General features: G+C 39.5%; 20 protein-coding genes. 12 read left to right on the plus strand and 8 right to left on the minus strand.

Annotation, left to right across the window (positions count from 1 at the left end; all coding sequences use genetic code 11):
• Positions 1-137: 137 nt before the first annotated feature.
• The 12 genes from ED557_08200 to ED557_08255 all read left to right on the plus strand — a co-directional run bounded on the left by ED557_08200 (position 138) and on the right by ED557_08255 (position 11852).
• On the plus strand, positions 138-566 hold the full coding sequence (locus ED557_08200) for a hypothetical protein (GenBank protein ID RNC83750.1): 429 nt from the start codon (positions 138-140) through the stop codon (positions 564-566).
• An 80-nt stretch (positions 567-646) separates the two neighbouring features.
• Positions 647-1090, plus strand: coding sequence for a 50S ribosomal protein L13 (locus tag ED557_08205; GenBank protein RNC83751.1), 444 nt, complete (start codon positions 647-649; stop codon positions 1088-1090).
• Positions 1091-1101: 11 nt separating this feature from the next.
• On the plus strand, positions 1102-1488 hold the full coding sequence (locus ED557_08210) for a 30S ribosomal protein S9 (GenBank protein RNC83752.1): 387 nt from the start codon (positions 1102-1104) through the stop codon (positions 1486-1488).
• Between the two features lie 128 nt (positions 1489-1616).
• Positions 1617-2498: a 30S ribosomal protein S2 gene (rpsB, locus tag ED557_08215; GenBank protein ID RNC83753.1), complete on the plus strand. Its 882-nt coding sequence runs from the start codon at positions 1617-1619 to the stop codon at positions 2496-2498.
• Positions 2499-2526: 28 nt separating this feature from the next.
• Complete coding sequence (locus tag ED557_08220; GenBank protein RNC83754.1) at positions 2527-3360, plus strand: elongation factor Ts; 834 nt, start codon at positions 2527-2529, stop codon at positions 3358-3360.
• A gap of 94 nt (positions 3361-3454) precedes the next feature.
• The gene (locus ED557_08225) at positions 3455-4174 is read left to right on the plus strand and encodes a UMP kinase (GenBank protein ID RNC83755.1); all 720 of its coding nucleotides are present in this window, start codon (positions 3455-3457) and stop codon (positions 4172-4174) included.
• Between the two features lie 130 nt (positions 4175-4304).
• The gene (locus tag ED557_08230) at positions 4305-5396 is read left to right on the plus strand and encodes a Fic family protein (protein ID RNC83756.1); all 1092 of its coding nucleotides are present in this window, start codon (positions 4305-4307) and stop codon (positions 5394-5396) included.
• A gap of 311 nt (positions 5397-5707) precedes the next feature.
• Positions 5708-6277, plus strand: a complete 570-nt coding sequence (locus tag ED557_08235) for a ribosome recycling factor (protein RNC83757.1) — start codon at positions 5708-5710, stop codon at positions 6275-6277.
• 94 nt (positions 6278-6371) lie between these two features.
• On the plus strand, positions 6372-9899 hold the full coding sequence (gene smc / locus ED557_08240; GenBank protein RNC83758.1) for a chromosome segregation protein SMC: 3528 nt from the start codon (positions 6372-6374) through the stop codon (positions 9897-9899).
• 49 nt (positions 9900-9948) lie between these two features.
• Positions 9949-10170, plus strand: coding sequence for a hypothetical protein (locus tag ED557_08245; GenBank protein RNC83759.1), 222 nt, complete (start codon positions 9949-9951; stop codon positions 10168-10170).
• 72 nt (positions 10171-10242) lie between these two features.
• Positions 10243-11454: a 4-hydroxy-3-methylbut-2-enyl diphosphate reductase gene (gene ispH, locus ED557_08250; GenBank protein ID RNC84038.1), complete on the plus strand. Its 1212-nt coding sequence runs from the start codon at positions 10243-10245 to the stop codon at positions 11452-11454.
• Positions 11454-11852 (plus strand): hypothetical protein, encoded by a 399-nt coding sequence (locus ED557_08255; GenBank protein ID RNC83760.1) that lies wholly within the window; start codon positions 11454-11456, stop codon positions 11850-11852. The genes ispH and ED557_08255 overlap by 1 nt, the downstream gene beginning before the upstream one ends.
• 6 nt (positions 11853-11858) lie before the next feature.
• Here ED557_08255 and ED557_08260 read toward each other — a convergent pair whose 3' ends face one another.
• The 8 genes from ED557_08260 to ED557_08295 form a co-directional block, all read right to left on the minus strand.
• Positions 11859-12872 carry a hypothetical protein gene (locus tag ED557_08260; protein RNC83761.1) on the minus strand — a complete coding sequence of 338 codons (1014 nt, stop codon included), beginning with the start codon at positions 12870-12872 and terminating at the stop codon, positions 11859-11861.
• A 35-nt stretch (positions 12873-12907) separates the two neighbouring features.
• Entirely contained in the window at positions 12908-13201 is a 294-nt protein-coding gene (locus ED557_08265) for a DUF721 domain-containing protein (protein ID RNC83762.1), read from the minus strand.
• Complete coding sequence (locus tag ED557_08270; protein RNC83763.1) at positions 13198-14325, minus strand: DNA replication/repair protein RecF; 1128 nt, start codon at positions 14323-14325, stop codon at positions 13198-13200. Before ED557_08270 ends, ED557_08265 begins: the two co-directional genes overlap by 4 nt.
• A gap of 105 nt (positions 14326-14430) precedes the next feature.
• Entirely contained in the window at positions 14431-14898 is a 468-nt protein-coding gene (locus tag ED557_08275; protein ID RNC83764.1) for a hypothetical protein, read from the minus strand.
• Between the two features lie 87 nt (positions 14899-14985).
• Positions 14986-16062, minus strand: a complete 1077-nt coding sequence (locus tag ED557_08280; protein RNC83765.1) for a T9SS C-terminal target domain-containing protein — start codon at positions 16060-16062, stop codon at positions 14986-14988.
• Positions 16063-16146: 84 nt separating this feature from the next.
• Entirely contained in the window at positions 16147-19719 is a 3573-nt protein-coding gene (locus ED557_08285) for a T9SS C-terminal target domain-containing protein (GenBank protein ID RNC83766.1), read from the minus strand.
• Between the two features lie 126 nt (positions 19720-19845).
• Positions 19846-20466, minus strand: a complete 621-nt coding sequence (gene msrA, locus ED557_08290; GenBank protein ID RNC83767.1) for a peptide-methionine (S)-S-oxide reductase — start codon at positions 20464-20466, stop codon at positions 19846-19848.
• A 124-nt stretch (positions 20467-20590) separates the two neighbouring features.
• Positions 20591-20929, minus strand: a complete 339-nt coding sequence (locus ED557_08295) for a hypothetical protein (protein RNC83768.1) — start codon at positions 20927-20929, stop codon at positions 20591-20593.
• Between the last annotated feature and the right edge of the window lie 141 nt (positions 20930-21070).

The following is a 21070-nucleotide window of genomic DNA, read 5'->3' on the forward strand; positions in this document are numbered from 1 at the left end:
TATAAATTTCTTACTTACTTTAAAACAGGGAAAAAGAGAGACCTCAATATTCTTGCTCTAGAAGTGCGTTAAATTAAAGCTTTGTAGTCCTTAAGTTTCATTTCCCTATTCAAATCAATCTAACTACTTACAAATCAATGCAAAAAACAGAAAAAAAAGAATATAAAGTCACATTTGGGAGTCTTTTATCGAATGATAAATTTGGATTTATAAGAAGTGGAACAGTAAAACTCCATGTCAATTTTTTGGAATATAATGGTAAAAAAGCTTGGTCTTTTTCTAGCCGACTTTTGATTTTCTTAGGTCTGACCATTTTACCTCTCGTTTTATTTGGTTTTGGCTTTGGATTTGTCCCTGCATTACTAATTATCTTTTATTTTTGTGCTACGGATGATTTTTTGAGAATCGAATATTCAAAAATCGGCATGCTTAATAGAAAAGGTAAGATTATAAAGTTTAACGCAATTCACCCAGAAACAAAAAAAGCCCGGAACGGCGTTTTAAAACTCAAAAGTGAAGAGTATGCAATTGAGCTGGAGCACTTGATCCAAAATAAGATGGCATAGAAGCAAAATATTTATTGATATAAGATTTATTTCACCGTATTTTTTGAGTCTTTCCCAAAAAGCAAATAAACGAATTTATCGTGGATACTTTAAGTTTTAAAACATTCTCAGCTAAGCCGAGCGACATCCAGAAGAATTGGGTGTTAGTTGACGCAGAAGATGTACCACTCGGCCGCCTGAGTACTGTTGTAGCATCTATTTTGAGAGGCAAAAATAAGCCCACTTTCACTCCACACATGGACACCGGTGATAATGTAATTGTTATTAATGCGGAGAAAGTAAAATTGACTGGAAAAAAAATGACGGACAAAATGTACTTCCGTCACACTTTTTATCCAGGTGGCGAGCGCTTCACCAGCGCCGAAGATATGTTGGCAAAAGACCCAACATCATTAGTTATGAAAGCTGTTAAAGGAATGCTTCCTAAAAATCGTCTTGGACGCAAACTTCTTACTAACCTAAGAGTTTATGCTGGTCCTGTTCACGATCAAACAGCTCAGAATCCTGTAACCATCGAGATTTAATCGATTTTATAATGGCACAAGCTAATTACGTCGGAAGAAGAAAGACCTCAACAGCTCGCTTGTACATCAAGCCTGGTAAAGGTGAGTTCCTTGTAAACAAAACTCCTATTGAAGAATATCTTCCTGTTAAATCCATCCGAAACATTGCATTGTTACCAATGCATGTAACTGAAACTGAAGGTACATACGACATCAAAGTTACTGTACGTGGCGGTGGAAAAGCAGGACAAGCCGGAGCGATTTCTCACGCTCTCGCACGTGCTTTAGATGGAGAGAACAACGAACTTCATTCTATTTTGAAAGAGCATGGTCTTCTTACTCGTGATTCCCGAATGGTAGAGCGTAAGAAATACGGTCAACCAAAGGCACGAAAGAGATTCCAGTTCTCTAAGCGTTAATTTTATATTCGCGCAACGATTTTTTAACACACATGTGTGGCGACTCATAACCTGGTGTCCCGATATTTATCGGGATTGGTTTTTGAGGTTGACCCGCGCAGAGGATTAACCTAAACATAAATACTACAATGCCTAAAGCAGCATCTATTGAAGACCTGTTAAAATCAGGTGCACATTTTGGTCACTTAACCCGTCGATGGAATCCAAAAATGAAAGATTTCATCTTCATGCAACGCAACGGGATTCACATCATTGACCTGAAGAAAACCCAGAACTATTTACAAGAAGCGCTCGACGAAGTTCAAAAACTTTCCAGAGCTGGCAAAACTATTCTTTTTGTTGGTACTAAAAAGCAGTCTACCGACATCATCAAGACAGAAGCTATTAGAGCTGGTATGCCTTACGTTACTCATAGATGGTTAGGCGGTATGCTTACCAACTTCTCAACCGTTCGCAAGAGTATCTCTCGCATGGAAGAGATTGAGCGCATGAAAACTGATGGTACCATCAATGAGCTAACAAAGAAAGAAGGCTTGATGCTTTCTCGTGAGCAGCAAAAACTGGAAGATACTCTTGGCGGTATTGCAAACATGAGCCGACTTCCAGGAGCCATCTTTGTGGTAGATATCATCAAAGAGCACCTTGCAGTTAGTGAAGCAATTAAACTTCACATCCCAATCATTGCTATGGTTGATACCAACAGTGATCCTGATGTTCCAGATTTCATCATCCCTTGTAATGATGACTCTGCACGAACTATTCAATTAATTAGTTCTCAGGTTGCTGACGCTATTATTGAAGGAGCTGCAGAACGTGAAGCTCACAACGAAGAAGAATTACTTGAGCAAGCTGCTATGGAAGCCAAAGAAGCTCAGAGTGGAGATGAAGAAGTGGAAGTGAAAACTAAGCTTCGTTCAAGAAGAAAAAGAAAAACAGCTGAACCTACTTTAGAAGCACAAGATGAAGTGGCTACTGAAGAAGAGGAAGCAGCTGCCGACGAAGAAGAATAACAATTAATCCCAAATACTTATTAAGACAATGAGCATTTCTGCTGCTGACGTAAAAAAATTAAGAGATATGACCGGCGCCGGTATGATGGACTGTAAAAAAGCCCTGGCCGAAGCTGATGGTGATTTCGATAAAGCTGTTGAAATCCTAAGGAAAAAGGGACAAAAAGTAGCTGACAAGCGTGCTGATAGAGAAGCAAAAGAAGGGTTGATTATCACCCGCATCAGCGACGATGCCAAGAAAGCTGCAGCTATCGAAATTAATTGCGAAACTGACTTCGTAGCTAGAAACGAAGACTTCCAGGCTCAGGCTGATACTTTCTTAAATGCAGCTTATGACAACGACATCGACAATGTTGATGACTTGTATGCATTTGAAGTAAATGGTTCTACTATTGGAGACCACCTACAGGATATGACAGGAAAAATTGGTGAGAAAATTCAAATCAGTACGGTTGTATTGGTTAAAACTGATGGTTCTCTCGTTTCTTACATCCACCCAGGTAACCAGCTTGGTGTGCTTGTAGAATTTGATGGTGAAATGAGTAACGATGAAATCGGAAAAGATGTAGCTATGCAAGTAGCTGCTATGAAGCCAATTGCTGTTACTCAGGACCAGGTTGACGCATCTGTTGTAGAAAAAGAACTTGAAATTGCTAAAGAGCAATTGATCAACGAAGGCAAGCCTGCTGAGATCGCTGAAAAAGCAGCTCAGGGTAAGCTTAGAAGGTTCTATGAAGAGCGTGTTCTGTTGAACCAAAAATTCGTTAAGGATAACGGAGTATCTGTAAAACAGTATTTAGAGCAAAACGGCGCTCCTTTGGCAAAGGCCTTCCACCGAATCCAATTAGGGGAAGACGCTTAACCCAAATTTTTATACCTTTGGCTGTTTCGATTTTCGGGACAGCCTTTTTTTTGGTCTTTACTTTTTGAATCGCAACTAACTACACCTACATCCAGTGGCAAATAAGTACAAACGCATCCTTCTAAAACTAAGTGGAGAAGCGCTCCTTGGAGAACAAGGACATGGAATTGATGGTAATATCCTCACCCAATACGCTTCTGAAATCAAAGCTGTTCAGGAAGAAGGTGTTGAGGTATCCATTGTGATTGGCGGAGGAAATATCTTCCGGGGAGTAAAAGGTGCCACAGAAGGAATGGATCGTGTGCAGGGCGATTATATGGGCATGCTTGCCACTATGATAAACAGCATGGCTCTTCAGGACGCACTCGAAAGACAGGATGTAAAGACACGTTTACTGAGCGCCATTCGAATGGAAGCTATTGCTGAACCTTTTATAAGACGACGAGCAGTGCGTCACCTGGAAAAAGGTCGAGTGGTAATTTTTGGTGCAGGAACAGGGAACCCCTATTTCACTACTGATACGGCTGGAGCACTTCGAGCTATTGAAGTGGAAGCCGATGTGATTCTAAAAGGAACTCGTGTGGATGGCATCTTTGATGCTGATCCGGAGAAAAACCCTGATGCTCAAAAATTCGATGTTATTACTGGTGATGAAGTCTTGAAGAGGCGCCTCTCGGTAATGGATCTTACCGCTTTCACCCTCTGCCGTGAAAACTCAACCCCAATCATTGTATTCAATATGAATACACCAGGAAACTTTAAGAAGATTGTCTGCGACGGCGAGGATTTGGGTACTACGGTGGTTTGGGAGTGATTTTTCCACGATAAGGGCAACTTTTCCACATTTGTGTTGCATCAAATATTTGCAAAATGATTTGTGTTTCATATTTTTTAATTTATGAGACACAAAATGATTTGCGTCTCATAGATGAAACACACTTAACATGAAGCCATTTATTCCTCATAATCTTCCAAACGAAGATTTAAATTGGAAGCCTTTTAGAAGTCAGCTTGGTCCAGCAAATCGCTCTATTGCCAGATTTGATGGCTTGCTTCAGTCAATACCTAATCCTGCAGTTTTACTATCTCCATTAACAACCAAAGAAGCTGTTCTTTCTTCAAAAATTGAAGGAACACAAGCTACACTAGAGGAAGTACTAAAGTATGAAGCAGACCCAAAACAAAAAACAGAGAATTACCAGGACATCAGAGAAATAATTAACTATAGAAAAGCTATTAACTTTGCAGTTGAAGAATTAAAAGAAAGACCTATAACACTTAGACTTTTAAAAGAGATGCATTCAATGCTCTTGGATAGTGTAAGAGGAAAGAATAAAGGGCCAGGACAATTTAGATCAACACAAAATTGGATAGGAAAACCTGGAACTAAAATCGAAGAGGCACGATTTGTCCCTCCATCACCCTTAATCTTACAAGATGGATTAAACAATTTTGAAAAGTATCTCAATTTTAATGATGAAGATACTCTAGTCCAAGTAGCTATTGCTCACGCACAATTTGAAATTTTACACCCTTTTCTGGATGGGAATGGAAGAATAGGAAGAATATTTATACCCTTATTTTTATTTTCTAAAGGTGTTCTTCATACCCCAATGTTCTATATAAGTGGATTTTTAGAATCTAATCGAGATGAATACTATGACAGATTGAAGGCTATAAGTGATAACAATGATTGGGAAAATTGGATAATTTTCTTTTTGAAAGCAATAGAGCATCAAAGTATCGAGAATACTGAAAAAGCGAAGAAGGTTCTAAGCTTGTATGATGAAATGAAAACCAAAATTGTGGACATAACACGATCACAGTTTGCGCTTCAAGCATTGGATACGTTATTTAATATGCCAATTTTTTCTTCAACTGATTTTCAAAAAAATTCATCTATACCTAAACCAAGTGCAATACGAATACTAAATAGTTTGAAAGAAGCAAACGTCATTTCGTTGTTTATTGAGGGAAAAGGAAATAGGCCTTCTATTTATGTTTTCTTTAGCCTATTAGATATTGTAAATGAATAACTTAGAGAAATTTAGTTCAGATAATCTTCACTCTTATATCACTTTTCTTAGCCACTAGTGAAATGAAATATCCAATGTTTCAGGCCAGATGATATAAGACTTATTGTACCAAAAAACCCTACCCTTTCGGGTAAGGTTTTCCTCATCCCATAGCATAATGACCAAGCATATGCTATGTCTCATTGCTTGATTAGACACTGCTGCGATTAATAATGTTTGTGTAAGGTTTGAATTAATTTTAAACCTCACTTTTATTAACTTCTCGGAGTTGAAATCCAGGGTGGAAAAAGACTTAATTTAATTCAGCACATATGATTCCCGAAGAACTACAAGAAATCGTTGATGAAGCGGACATCAAAATGGATGATGCCATCCAGTATTTAAAAGGTGAGTTTTCACATATCAGAACCGGGAAAGCAAGCCCAGCTTTAATTTCTGGAGTAAAGGTTGAGTATTACGGAGCTCAAACTCCGCTTCAACAGTTGGGAAATATTAGTGTACCAGAACCAAGAATGTTGATTGTTACCCCTTACGATAAATCAACTCTACCAGATATTGAAAAAGCTATCATGGCGGCCGGGCTTGGGCTAAATCCTATGAACGATGGTGATTTCATTCGTATCCCACTTCCTATTTTAACGGAAGAACGCCGGAAAGAACTCGTAAAAGTTGCCCGTGACAAAGCTGAACAAGCTCGCATTAGTATTCGAAATTCAAGACGTGAAGCTAATGACGCGATCAAAAAGAAAGTGGATTCAGACTCCCTTCCGGAAGACTCCAGATTTGAAGCGGAAGATTATGTACAGGATGTGACCAACAACCACACCAAAGCAGTGGATGAATTGTTGACTCATAAAGAATCAGAAATCATGACGGTTTAATTTTGCGAGCAAAGCGAAGCAATCTCGATGATCAGGCTGAGATTGCTTCGGCACTAGCTCCGCTTGGTGCCTCGCAAATTTTAATAGTTAATACGTGTATATATCCGAACTAAACTTACAGGGATTTAAAAGCTTTGCTCACAAAACTAAAGTGAGTTTCGATAGCGGGATTACCTCTATTGTTGGCCCTAATGGCTGCGGAAAATCAAACATTGTAGATGCACTTCGCTGGGTACTTGGTGAGCAACGTCCTTCTTTACTACGCTCCGCTGCCATGAGTAATGTGATTTTCAATGGTACAGCCAAAAAGAAAGCGCTAGGAATGGCTGAAGTATCCCTCACTTTTGTAAATGACAAAGGCATTCTCCCTATCGAATATAGCGAGGTAACCATCACCCGACGTTTGTTCCGATCTGGTGATTCTGAGTATCTCATCAATGGTACCTCCTGCCGACTCAAAGATATCATGGAACTCTTCATGGATACTGGAATGGGATCAGACGCCTATTCAGTGATTGAGCTTAAGATGGTGGAAGAGATCCTGAATGACAAGAACAACGACCGCCGTCGTTTGTTTGAAGAAGCTGCAGGAGTAACCCGATATAAAGATCAAAGAAAGAAAACGCTTAGAAAGCTCGACGAAACCCGAAAGGATTTACAGCGCGTTGATGACTTACTCATCGAACTTCGAAAAAAAGCCCGTTCGCTCGAAATTCAAGCCGAAAAAGCGGAAAAGGCAAAGAAATACAAAGATGAGCTGGAAGTACTGGATAAGGCATTAACCCTGTATGATTTCAATAAAATCCAGGAAGAACTGGTTCCACTGCAGGAGCGTATTTCAAATGCCGAAAAAGAGAAGAAAGAGATTTCGAGAACGGCTGAGGAATTAGAAAGCTCGGATGAAAAGGCTCGAAGCCAGCTTATTGACAAAGAACGTCAACAAGCCGATGCTCAGCGCCAGGTAAGCCAGCTTTATAATGCGATTCGGGATGCAGATACCAACATTCGAATTACCCGTGAGAAGATTGAGAATGAAAAGAAGGTAATCACCGAGTATGGTAAAGACATCGAACAGGGGGAAGTTGACTTAAAGGAGCTGATGGACCTATTGGCGAACAGCAGAACCAAGCTCGAATCATTTGATGAAGATTTAGATAAGTCAGAAAGAGTCCTGGAAGATTCAAAAGGACAGTACTCTTCTATCCAACAGCAGTACAACCGGGAGCGGCATGAACTGTATGAACTTGAAGTACAGCTGAGTGCTACCAATAATGAGCTAAATCAGCTTCAAACCAAACAAATTAAGATTGAATCCCGCCTCGAAAATACGGAAGGTGATCTAGAGCGCATTAATGACGAAATCGTTGACCTGAATGACGAGATTGATAACCTGAATTCCGAACAATCCCAGATTGAATCGAAACTGGAAAAGCTGGTTGAAGATCGGGACGAAATGGAAAAGGAACTGGAAACAGCCCGAGAAAAACGAGAGAGCTTTGCTACCAAGCAAAACGAGATTAAAGACGAACTTCGCTCTTTGCATAGTGAGCATTCTTCGATGCTAAATGAGGTACGGTTACTTAATGACCTGGCTAATTCCAATGACGCCTTTCCAAATAGTGTTCGTTATCTGCTAGATAACCATCGCTTCGACTTCAAAGACATGCAGACCGTAGCCGATGTTTTTGATACTGATGAAAAACATGCTGTAGCTTTGGAATCGGTATTAGGTGGTAGTCTCAATTTTGTAATTCTACCTACTCTTGAAGAAGCAAAACGAGCTGCTAACATTCTTAAGGAAGCCAAGAAAGGGAAAGCAACATTTATTCCTCTCGATAAGCTTTCTGCGAAATATGAAGTGAAGGATGGCTCCCTTTTCGATTATGTTAAAACTAAGCCGCAATACTCGGCATTAAAGCAGCTCTTATTGGGTAATGTTCTTGTATTCGATACAGTGGAAGATGCTTATAAAGGACTTAAAGGTTCTGGCGCTATCGGGGTGACTTATGATGGGGAAGTAATTACTAAAACCCGATTCTTCAAAAGCGGTAGCAAAAATAAAAATACCGGTGTCCGGGTAGGATTACGGGACAAGATTGAGCGCCTTGAAAAAGAAAAAGCTGCTTCTCTAAAAGAAATTGACAAGCTCTCTGAATACCTCGAACAGATCGTTGAGAAGTACAATAAGCTCGATATTGGCTTGCTTAGCGCCGGTTTGAAGGAAAAGGAGCAGGAAGTCCGCAGAATTGAACAGCAGCAACATAGTCTGAGCTCAAAAGTTCAGGTATATCAAAAGAATATCACTGAGCTTGTTAACCGAAAAGACTACCTGAAGAGTAGCGAAGGTACCGCTCAGGAAGAATTGGATTCTATTCTTCCTAAGCAAAAAGAGCTTCAGAAAAAGCTGGAAGAACTGGAAGGTATCCAGTCTGAGAAAAAGGAACTGCTTTCATCTTTAGAGGAAAACAGATCCATTGCTCAAAGCCGTTATAATGATGCTCAGCTGAAGCATCAGGATCTGAAGAACAAAGTAGATAACCATGAGCGAGACGTAAAACGTGCTGAAACGGGTATCCAAAGTGTTCAATCCAGGATTGAAAACCGAACTAAGCTCACCGAGCAGTCGAAGAAAAATATCGAAGAGTATTCGGTATATGTTTCTGACCTGGAGAAGCAATTAGATTCAAACAAAGCGTTGAAAGTAGATGCCGATGAAGCCCTGGAAAAAGCAGAAGAGTCTTCAGCAAAGCAACGAGGTTCCATTAACGAGATTGAGAAAAACCTCAAAGAAGTTCGCCGACAGAAAGAAGTGAACATGGAACTGGTTCATCATCTTTCGATGGCAAAAGAGAAAATGGAAATGCAGGTTCAGGGACTTTCAGATCATATCTGGGAAGCCTATGGAATTCTGATGAAGCAAATTGAAGGTGCTGAAATGCCGGAGGATAAGACTCCTGATGAGGTAAAACAGCGCATCGGATGGCTGCGACAAAAGCTGAATAGCATTGGAGATGTAAATCCTTTGGCTATTGAAGAATATAAAGAAGAGAAAGAGCGCCTCGATTTCTACGAGGAACAAATAGAGGATCTGGATAAGGCTGAAAAGCAACTGCTTGAAACTATTGAGGAAATCAATACCACAGCTACTGAACGCTTCAACGAAACCTTTGAGGAGATCAGAACCAACTTCCAGAAAGTATTTAAGACCTTATTCAACAAAGACGATTACTGCGACTTACTGATTGAGGAAGGAGTAGACGATCCGTTAGAGGCCCGCATCGAAATTAAAGCCCAACCAAAAGGAAAACGCCCTTCGGGAATTTCACAGCTTTCGGGCGGAGAAAAAACACTAACAGCTATCGCTCTTCTTTTTGCCATTTACCTGGTAAAACCTTCTCCTTTCTGTGTATTGGATGAGGTGGACGCTCCTTTAGATGATGCCAATATTGAGCGCTTTGCTAAAATGATTAAGAACTTTAGCCAGGAGACTCAGTTCATCATTATTACTCACAACAAAAAGACCATGAGTAAAGCAGAGATGATGTATGGGGTTACTATGCCAGAAACTGGGGTGAGTCGGTTGGTTGGTGTGCGGATGGATGATATTGGAGATGCGGCGTAGGCGCTTCGCTTCAATGTAGAATTAAGAATTTTTCAATTAAGAATTAGGAATGGCACTAATAAAGGATTACAAAATTTCAGTAATCGAAAAAGATGGACTATTTAAAGCCAAAGCTATACCTAAAATCAATTCGATAGCCAACCAAAATTATAGGTTTAGCAAAAAGCATTATGGCTTAAAGAGAAAGAAAAAAGAAATTGAGTCAAGCTTTTTCCCAACGGAATTAGAAGCTATTAAAGCCGTAAAAGAGCAAATAAAGAAAGAAGTGTAAATCTTTTTCGAACTAGAATAAATCTTCTTTTGTTTAATTTTTATGCCACGTAAGGAATTCCAAATACCAGAAATGTACAAGTCCCCTATTATCCGGAAGGTGAAGGAGGCGACCAAGATTACCGATCCTATGAAAAAGGATCTGACCCCAACCGTTCTGGATTTTGGACCTGTTCAGTTTTATATCCCTCGTTTTTTTGGATTCTGTTATGGAGTAGAGAATGCCATCGATATCGCTTACCGAACGGTAGAAGACCACCCGGATAAGAATATCTACCTGCTTAGTGAAATGATTCATAATCCCACGGTAAACGAAGACCTACTTCGAAAGGGAGTAAAGTTTCTTCATAATACTGATGGCTCTGAAATTATCCCTATCTCTTCGCTGTCTTCGGAAGATGTAGTGATTGTTCCTGCTTTTGGGACTACCCGGGAAATTGAGGAAGAGCTCAAAACAAAAGGGATCAATCCTTATGAGTACAATACTACCTGTCCTTTTGTGGAAAAAGTTTGGAAGCGAGGAAAACAGCTTGGGAAAAAAGAGTATAGCCTGGTGGTGCATGGAAAGCATCAGCATGAGGAAACCAGGGCTACCTTTTCGCATAGTGCCGAACATTCAGCTGTGGTAGTAGTGCTAAACCCTGAGGAAGCTACTATCCTTGCTGAAATCATGACCGGTGATCGCCCTGTTTCAGATTTTGAAGAATACTTTGGTCATAAATCTACTCCTGGTTTTGATCCACATAAAGATCTACAACGATTTGGGGTTATCAACCAGACGACCATGCTGGCGACTGAGACGCAGGAGGTCATGGACATTCTGAAAGAAGCAGCTATTCAAATTCATGGTGAAACAGATATTCTAAATCACTTTGCTGATACTTCAGACACACTTTGCTACGCCACAAATGAGAACCAATCAGCAACGTTAGCCCTTGCTGAAATGGATGCAGACATCGCCCTGGTAGTTGGAGGGTATAATTCTTCGAATACTATGCACCTGGTTGAGATTTTGGAGCATTCTTTTCCAACTTTCCATGTCAGAGATGCCAGCGAAATCCAGTCTGATACCAGTATCAAACATTTCGATCAATGGAAGAAAGAGATACTGGAAACACAGGGCTGGTTACCAAAAAATGCCTCACCCCTAAAAGTGGCCCTCACTTCGGGAGCGTCCTGCCCGGATATTCTGGTAGATGAAGTATTGTTACAAGTACTTGAGTTCTTCGACGGAGTAAAAGAAGTAGATGAGGTAATTGCTCCTTTTGAGATTGAATCGAATTAATGTCACAATTAGATAGATTAATATTCAATTTTGCTTTAGGCTCATTTCTTATAAGTGTTGCACGTGGTCTATTGGATTATTTTCTGATAATTGTTCCACCTCTTGAATACCAGGTTCAATCTATTTCTGAATTCTGGGTATATAGCCTCTATTTGCTGTTATTGGTTGGGCTTTACAAAAACAATCTCTTTGTTCAATTACTATATCTGCTTTTTTCTGTTATAAATATACTTTTGTTGCTTATTGTATTTAGGGACTATAGTGAAGGGTACATCCTATTTAAATCTTCATTGATTGTAGAAGTAGTTTTATCAACAATAAGCGGGGCACTTATAATCTTAGTATTGATAAAGAAAACTCTGGGTCTTTTTAAACCTAACTCTGACTCAAACGCCTAATACTGGCTACTGATCCAAGACACTAAAATAAGCAACTGCTTTAGGCTGGAAGCTCCTTAACCTGATTTGGTATTGAGTAGCAATTAATTCTATATCAGGAGTAACGAAGCCTGTGGAATCTTCTTGAATTTCAGAGTATGGTACATAGACTTCATAAGGTTGGATATTTTGTACCTCAGCAAATCTTTCTAGTGGCACATCAAAACGAATACGGACAGCTGATGGATTATAATTTATAACCTGTCCTCTTGGGAGGCCTCTGGTACGTATATATACACTGGTTTCACCCTCGGTAAATTCCGAGACATTGGCCGTGTAAGTTATTTCTTCAATAGATGGTACAATTAAGGGGTTTTGCTGATTTATAGGTATGATTGAAGAGATGTCATCCCGTACGTTTCTGAGTGTGAGAGTATCAGTAATCACCCATTCAGAAATATCAGCTACCTGAGAAACTGCTCCGGTAATAGTAAGAGAATCAGGTTGTAGTATGGGCTCTTCAATAAGACCATACCTGTTCATGAACTCAATATCTGTATTTAAACGAATCGGTATCCTTTTTGAGATTTTTGGTTCCAATGCAATATTAACTACAAAGGGTTGAACTTTTAGCACAGATACATCTTGCTCAACTGTAAATCGTTGGCGAACCTGATCGAATAAATTCACCTCTCCTTCGGTTATATCTACCAATACACTCGGAGGATTATTGAATAAGTTCACAAGTTTCCAGCCATCTCCGGTTACTTCAACCTGAACAAATTCAGGTAGATCTTCAATTAGTGCCATATCATCCGGAATACTTCCTGTTTCAATAGGCACATTGATATTGATATTATAATCGCCATTAAGATTTACAATAAACCAGAGGCTCATAGCCATGATGTAGGCCACAACAAATACTGCTACTCTTTCTCTTCTGGCAGCCCGTGCGTCTTCTTCATTACCACCTGGAGGAACACCAAATGTAAATACCCGTTTTATTCGGAGTTGAAATTTTTCAAAAAAAGAAGCCGCCATGCGTTTAATATAGAATCAGTAGGGGGTTTTAACAACTAGCCACGAACGATTATATCGCCAATAACCTGGCCTTTTACCCTGGCATTCAGTCTCTTAGCAATACTAAATCGGTTCGCATGAATTTCATGCCTCCAGGCCGGGTTTTTTACTTTGCAGACCAGCTTATCTCCTTCAAAGTGTAAGTCTTCAGTATGAGCTGCAATCCTGCTTCCAACCACCTCTTCCCAAACAGAAAGTATCATACCCTGCCTCAACTTCTTCTTCTGAGGAAATTTATCCAGAAAATCCTGTAAAGCAGTACCTATAGCTTTGGGTTTATCTAATCTCATTCTGCTGTGATTGTTCCATCCTTAACTTTATAAAACCGATTTCTCTCTCCGTCAAAATGTACATAATTCTCGAATGGGATTGGGTTCGCTGAGGTAATAAAAGTTTGCCCTTTATGTTGTTGAAGTGCTTTTAGCAAAATCTCTGTCTTATGCAGGTCAAGATCACCAAATACATCATCCAGCATAAATATGGGCAAATCGTCCAATTCATCGGAATAAAAATGAAGCTGTGCCAATTTTAGCGAGAGTGCAAATAATCGATGCTGCCCCTGGGAACCAAATCTTCTTAATTCGAAATCATCGAGGTAAAATACAACTTCATCTCTGTGCGGACCTATCAGTGTTTGCTCTCTTTCCACTTCTTTTTCAAAATTTTCGTTTAATAATGCATAGTATTGTTCTTCAATTTCTTTTGGATTCTCTGAAGCAGTGCAAAAAGTTTGATATTCAAGGCCAGTACTTAAATTCATACCCGAAATCATCGCATAATCTTTTGCCAGGTAATCTTTAAACCGATTAAGCACGGCTTCCCTTTTGGCAACAATTCTGGATCCGACCTCAACGAGCTGTTTATTCCAGGGATCAAGGTGCATTTCGATCAGGTGCCCTGCTCCCGAAAATTGCTGAAGCAGCGTATTCCTTTGTTTCCTTATTCTTCGATAGTCTAGCAAATCCCTTAGGTATGAAGAAGAAATCTGGCTGATAAAAGAATCCAGGAAGGCTCTGCGTTCTGCCGGCCCCTCTCTGGTTAGCTTTTTATCATCAGGAGAAAGAACCACTACCGGAACCATTCCTATAAGATCAGAGAGCCGATCCAATGGACCTTCGTTTACAAAAATCTTTTTCCCTTCTCCACGGGAGTATGAGCAACTTACTTCAAACTGAGACCTGATTTCTCCTTCAAACTTGCCCTTAATCATAAAGTAGGACACCTCCTTATGAGCCACATATAAATCCGAATTACTCACAAAACTTCGTGACATACACAAATAATGGATGGCGTCAATAACACTGGTTTTACCAGCCCCATTTGGACCTGTAATCACATTCAGATGAGGAGCCCAGTCCACCTTTGTCTCAAGATGATTCCGAAAATTTAAGAGTTCCAGGCTGGTGTTAATCATGCTACAATAGTAGCAATAAATACATCCGATTTATATAAATACTATTAAATCTTTATGCATTTTCGTTATTGGAACGGTAATTCACCAAAACGAATAACCAGTAACTCACTTACTTGGAGTAAGCTGAAGTTCGAAGTAGGATTTTCCAGAATGATTCTGGCCTTCTACAAATCCCATTTTCATTAACTTATTGAGTTCAATAATTGGCTCAACCTTATGACTACTGGTAGTTGTAATCTCTACAGAACTTTTCGTTCTGTTGTCTATTAAAGCCACTCTCCAATGTTTAAAAAAATCATCAGAAGCATTTAGCTCGATATTCGCGACTCTTGTTTGATCTACTTCTTTGAAGTCCAGGTATACGGTTACCTGCTCATCTCTTTGTTTTGAAACAGTGTTATAAAAGGTAGATCTTTGGCTTAATGGTGAGATTATCTCTGTAGAGATGTAATCATTGGAAAGAGTGGGGCCTAGCTGAAATTTATTCAGACTTGGATCATTAAGATAGATCTGCCAATTCCCACTTTTTGTAGATCGCGTAATACCCGTACGCGCTACTTTTACTTCTTGCATTGTTACCCTACAACATTTTGATTGCTAACCTAAAAAGGTTTTTAAGTATAGCTAATTCCGATGTGACTTTCTATAAATTTTAGTCTTCTATTTGATTAACAGCATGCTTGAGGTACGTACTTCCTCCCCAACTCTTAGTTGATATACATAAATACCAGAGGAAAGACCAGTAGCATCAAACTGTGCAGTATGTAACCCCTTCGATAAAGGACGCTCTACTAAATTCGCTACCTCCCGCCCCATAGCATCGAATACTTTGAGGCTTACAAAACCAGAAGACGCCAATTCATATCTTATAAGAGTGTTCGGATTAAACGGGTTAGGATAGTTTTGAAATAGCTTAATTGATGAAGGAGTAATAACATCAGGTTCATTTGAAATAGCTACTCCGTCAAAATAGGCTCTTCTTACCAGGGTAGTATCATGAATAAAGGGATTTTGGTTTCCCTGAACTTCTTCTATTTCTAGACTTCGTGCTACTTCCAGGCTATCAACGGGATCCAGATTGTGCCATAAAAGAAGTACCTCCTTCATTCCTTCAAAGAACGCTTCATTATCTGTATTGTCAGTAGTGATAGAGCTGTTGTCCTGATAAATCGTCCAAAAATAGAAAATGGCTCTAGCCACATTTCCTTTAAGATCCTCTCGTGGTTCGAAACGTTCTGAGCCTAATTCACTGAACTCGTCAATATTCGAACTAGGAATATCGGCTTGATTTGCATCACCACGGTACCACCGAGTTGTCTGATCGTCCGGGATTTCATCAAATCGAAAATTACTTCTTGCGCCATTAACATCTACCCGTGTTGGAAATAAATGATGAATATCGCTTCTCATCGGCAAGTCACTATCAAAAAAACTTTGAGGCCAAATATGTTCCGTGTTAAAATCTCCTGCTTGCTGTGTGCCCTGGGCGTCTTGTCGATTGGTAAAGGAAATGGTATAACCTGTGTACACACAACTAATCATGCCTGATTTACCATCAATATCCTCAAACATTGCATCCCGGGCAGCATTATAACTTTGTTGATTGGTTACTGAATAGTTTTCCTGTAGAAAACTAATGAGCTCTTGCTTAAGAAGAGTCGGTGCAATTAAATCGGTTTGAGCTTTCACCGAAATGGAAAACAACAGAATGGAAAAAAGGAGAAAATACTTCTTCATTAAAATCTGACTTTTTATTTCCTAAAAGATAGCCATTCTATGTTACCAGGATATTGTATAAATACCAGAATTCAACACCTTAAACTATTTTATCAGCATCATTCTTCGGGTAAATAACTTACCATCTACTTCCAGGGCGTACATATAAATTCCACTTGCAAAATTTTGAGCGTCCCAGATCTGGGAATAAAGTCCTGCAGTTCTTTGCCCATCAACAAGAGTTGATACTTTTCTCCCCAGCATATCAAATACAACCAGACGTACATATGAGCTTTGTGGGATTTCAAAAGAGATGGTAGTACTTGGATTGAAAGGGTTGGGGTAATTTTGATTGAGAAGAATCTTTTCCGGAACGGAAACTTCCACTTCTTCTGAAACCAAGAATGCGCTGTTTTGTGCCCCAGGAGTTCCTTTTAGTACAGATGATGCTTCCCAACTTACCGGCAGAGAGTTATCAGAATTCGGATCGATTAACTCTAAGGTATATCCGGTACCGTCGGCGCCAGAATCCCAAGGGTCTTCATCCAAATAAGAAAGTGAATCAACGAGTATTCCGTCAGCATCAAAAAGCCGTACTGCATCAGAGCCTCCGGCAAGTCCATAGCCCAACTCTCCAAACAAAGGCGAAATACCAGAATACTGAGAGTTGAAATCATCCAAATCTGCAGATACTACGAGGTAGGTATCTGACTCCATAGTGGTGCCGTTTGGAAACTCATATACGTGCGAATCATCTTCGTCTTTCAGTTGCCATCCACTTATGTCTACTTCGAAACCTGCTGTGTTATACAACTCAACCCAATCTCCAGTTTCTTCTTCCTCGTCGGCGTTGTACATAATCTCGTTGATAACAACATTCGATGATTCTTCCTGATCAAGGGCAAAATTAGCCGTATACGTTGTTGTCCCTGGAAATACTTCTCTGTTGTTAGATGTGATTCCTGCATCATCACTCCAGCCAATAAATTTATATCCTCGTTTTGGAATAGCCTCAATTTCTACTGCCATATTTCCAAAATATTGCCCCGACCACGGGTAAGAATCCGGCATAATTCTATTTACTTTTACTTCGCCATGTTCCTGATTAGAGGAGTTAACTGTCAATGTATTCAGCACAGATAAACGAAATCTATTCACAAAAAACGATTCCATATTATCCGGGCGATCGTCTGCAAAGCCTTTCATTCTTGATACTTCACTTTCCCAACCTTCTACCCAATTACCCCACTTTTGGGTTTGGCGAGGAATTTCCGATTCGATGATTCCAGCCAACGAATCTATAACAGAATGAACATAATCTGGCTGAAAGGAGGTGTTCATTAAATCTGCCATCCTATTCGCAAACTTTTGCACGAAAATAGGACTCTGTACCATTCTCCTTAACATATAGGTAGACCAAGGTGGATTTGGCCAACCACAATTACAATTTGTATCAAGAGCAAACTCCAAGGTATTGTCGGTAGCAGCACTTCTGGACCAGTCGTAAAGATCAAAGCCAAAATCGGTATCATACATAATCCACCGCCAGGAGCCATTAGTCCGATGATCTCTCCAGAAACGCATATTGTTTCCCGGCCAATCCGTATTTCCATAATAGATTTGAGCAGAGACATAATCGATGTAATTATCTATATCCAAATATGCCTCCACCTGAGCATATTGCTCTTCATTTGTCATATTTACAGATCCGAGAAGGTTCATAAAATCATCGAAATTCTCAGAGCTGCCATGTACGACCCAGCGATCATTTTCGAGCAAGTCAATTTGATCTGAATCAGCCTCGCTATTCGATTCAATAAAATGCTCGTTGATCTTCTCTCTGATGTTATGGATACCCCAATACTCACCGTTCAGATACACAACTACTGGCCGGAAAGCCTGATAATCAATTTCTGTATCCTCAACCAGCGTTTTCATCATTCCATCTCGGAACATGGAGAAGCCTGCACCAATAAAATCATTCCCTGAGTTACGAAGCACAAATCCTTGAAATTTGTCAATATCCTTTTCTTCAAAGAGCTTGTAGTCAAGCTCAGCGTTACCATACTCTCCTCTAAAAAAAATAGAAAGTGATTTTACAGGGTTACTTCGACTACACCCCCCAAAAATCTTAGCTCCAGCTTCTGAACTAAATCCAAGCTCGCCCGTTTTTTCATACAGCTCGATATGGATAGGAATTTCCCAATCCTGATTCCAATTTGATGGCCCTACACAGTTTCCTGAAATACCGTTTGTTCCCACTACATATATTCCGGTTTCATCATCCCATAGATTATCAGGATTCGTATTTACTGCTACAATTGGCAGATCATGCTCAGTTCCTATTACATAGGTTTGTGTCGTAACTGTACTTGAGAGCTTACCATCTTCAATAGTTCTTAAACGAAGTGCAGTATGGGAAGTAATTATCATCGAGTCACCTCCAAAAACGGGAGAACTTGTGGTAGGCTCGCTCCCGTCAGTAGTGTAATATACTCTGTCCGAAAACTCAGAGTTTGTGAGTGAAATAGAAACTGGGTTAGGATGATATCCACCGGAAATGCTTAATTCCGGAATTGGTAGTCGTTCTAAAAAACCGTCATCTGGATTTTGAGAAAGAGGAGTTGGTATTGAGAAAATAAATAGTTGCTCCAAATCAGCATGCGTTCTGCCAAAAGACTCTCCTTGCCTTAACTCCGGAACTAAAAGCTCATCTACGATTGAAGAATCTTCTAAAGCAGAAAGGAAAATCGATTCTCCAGCACTGCTTATTTTAAAATTCAGATGTGGATATACAACCTGGGAAGCTTGTAAGTTTGTTTCAGGAGCAACACTTCCTGTTACTCCATCCGGACTCGAATATCCAAGGCTCAAGAAAGGTATTAGTGTGATATCGGACGAGCCAGAGCTATTATTATGCACTTGAATAGCAAGTACGTTTGTTCCCTCAACTAATAAACCCTCTATTTCTGTGATTAAAATACCATCCAGCTCCTGCCCATATATCAATCTTGGTTCCAGATATGTATTAGCCACTGTATTATATCCAGCTGGGCTCTCTCCACTCATATTCGCTCTTGCAATTTCAACTCCATTTAAAAAAGCGATATAGCCATCATCATAATCCACATGGAGCATCACATTGTTTATGGATAAAGGATCTTCAACATCAAATTCAGCTCTGGTAAAAATGGAAAGGGTACCGTTTGGAACCTGGGTAGCATCATCATTATCTCCATATCCGATTCCATAACTTCCTGCGCTCCAGCCTGAATCGTCAAAACCCGGATCTATCCATGAAGACGGAGTCTGAGAACTCGGAACGATATATCTCATTTCACTTTGCTCTTCTATCTTCGTTTCCCAAAATGTGGTAAAGCCTTCCCTGTTTTTGTCTGAGGCATATAGAAGAAAGTACCCTCCTGTTTCTATTTCGACATTTGGAAGAGGATATTTTATGAGATCAAGCGAATCATCCGAGATTGAAAACTCGGACAGATTTACGCTACTATTTGTAGGATTATATAATTCAATCCAATCCGGAAAATCACCTTCTTCGTCGGTAACTCCGCTCCCATTCGTTGAAACTACTTCATTGATTACTACTTGCCCTCTTGTACTAATTGGCATGAGCGCAGTAATGCTCAAAAAAAGCGCTGTCACATATTTAAACATCATGCTGATCTTTTATTCCAAAAAACGCCGATCTCTGATCGGCGCTATATAAAATAACTTTTTGAAGCTGGAATATCGAATGTGGGAATTTTTATCTGTTACTTCTGGAAACTCTCGTTTTGCTCCAAGCTAAAAAGGCATGTTGCTCTTTAAAAGATGCTTAAACTCTTTTTTAAACTTCTTGATTTTAGGAGCAATTACATACGAGCAATATCCAGCGTTTGGGTTATTCTCGAAGTAGTTTTGATGATAGTTTTCTGCCACATAATAATTTGTTAGTGGCTCAATGGTAGTAACAATTGGATCGTCCCATAACCCGGATGCATCAGTATCCTTCAATGATTTTTCTGCAATAGCCTTTTGCTCTTCATTATGATAAAAAATGACCGAACGGTACATAGGTCCAACATCATTTCCCTGACGGTTTAGTGTAGTAGGGTTATGAGTATGCCACAGTACGGTTAAGAGCTCTTCATAAGTAATTACCTCTGGATCGAAGTGAATACGTGCTACTTCAGCATGCCCTGTTCTACCTGTGGTTACTTCTCTATAAGATGGGTTATCGACGTGCCCACCAGAGTATCCGGATTCAACATGTACTATTCCTTCAACAAGCTCATAAATAGCTTCAACACACCAAAAGCAACCTGCTCCAAAAGTCGCTTGCTCTAATTTCTTTTCCATATCCTGTGCATAACTTAATGTAGAGATACTTAAAAAAAGCGCTCCAAAAATTATCTTTTTAAACATAGTATTTCCTTTTTTGATCTAATTAACGGAATACCCTGCTGTTGTGTATCACGAAAAGGTAACATCTTTGGAAAAGAATGCATTCGTTTAAAGGTTGATCACTTTTACTCTAAAGCTTCTATTTTTACCTGAGCAGTCCTACAAACTTGATTTCAAAACCATAGGTATACCTTCCACCTGACCAAAAATTAAAAAATACTTTAGTTGGCGATTTACATTTTTGGCAATAAAAATCTAAAAATGAATTACAGCCCTTTCTCCCGTAAGACTTAAACTCTTGATTATCCGAATCCGAAAGGTTCGAATACGACGAAGTAGTATGTTTATCAAAATCCTTAAAACTGAACCTGAGGCTTTTATTACATTTTGGACAAGTATAAACTGATTTTGGATGTAGATCCCAATCTTCATCTCTTTGAAAATTCAACTTGCTAAACCAATTTTCTGCTTCATAAATTTGCATAAGATTATAGGTTAGACTCTAAATTTACATCTTACTAGTTTTGTTCCGTTAAGATTGAAGTAACTGAATAATTTTGTTGCCAACAACTGTAGTACTTTTGGTTTTCGGATAATTCATTGAACTCTTTGGCTAACCTCGGTA

The sequence above is a fragment of the Balneola sp. genome (assembly GCA_003712055.1).
Taxonomy (GTDB): Bacteria; Bacteroidota; Rhodothermia; order Balneolales; family Balneolaceae; genus RHLJ01.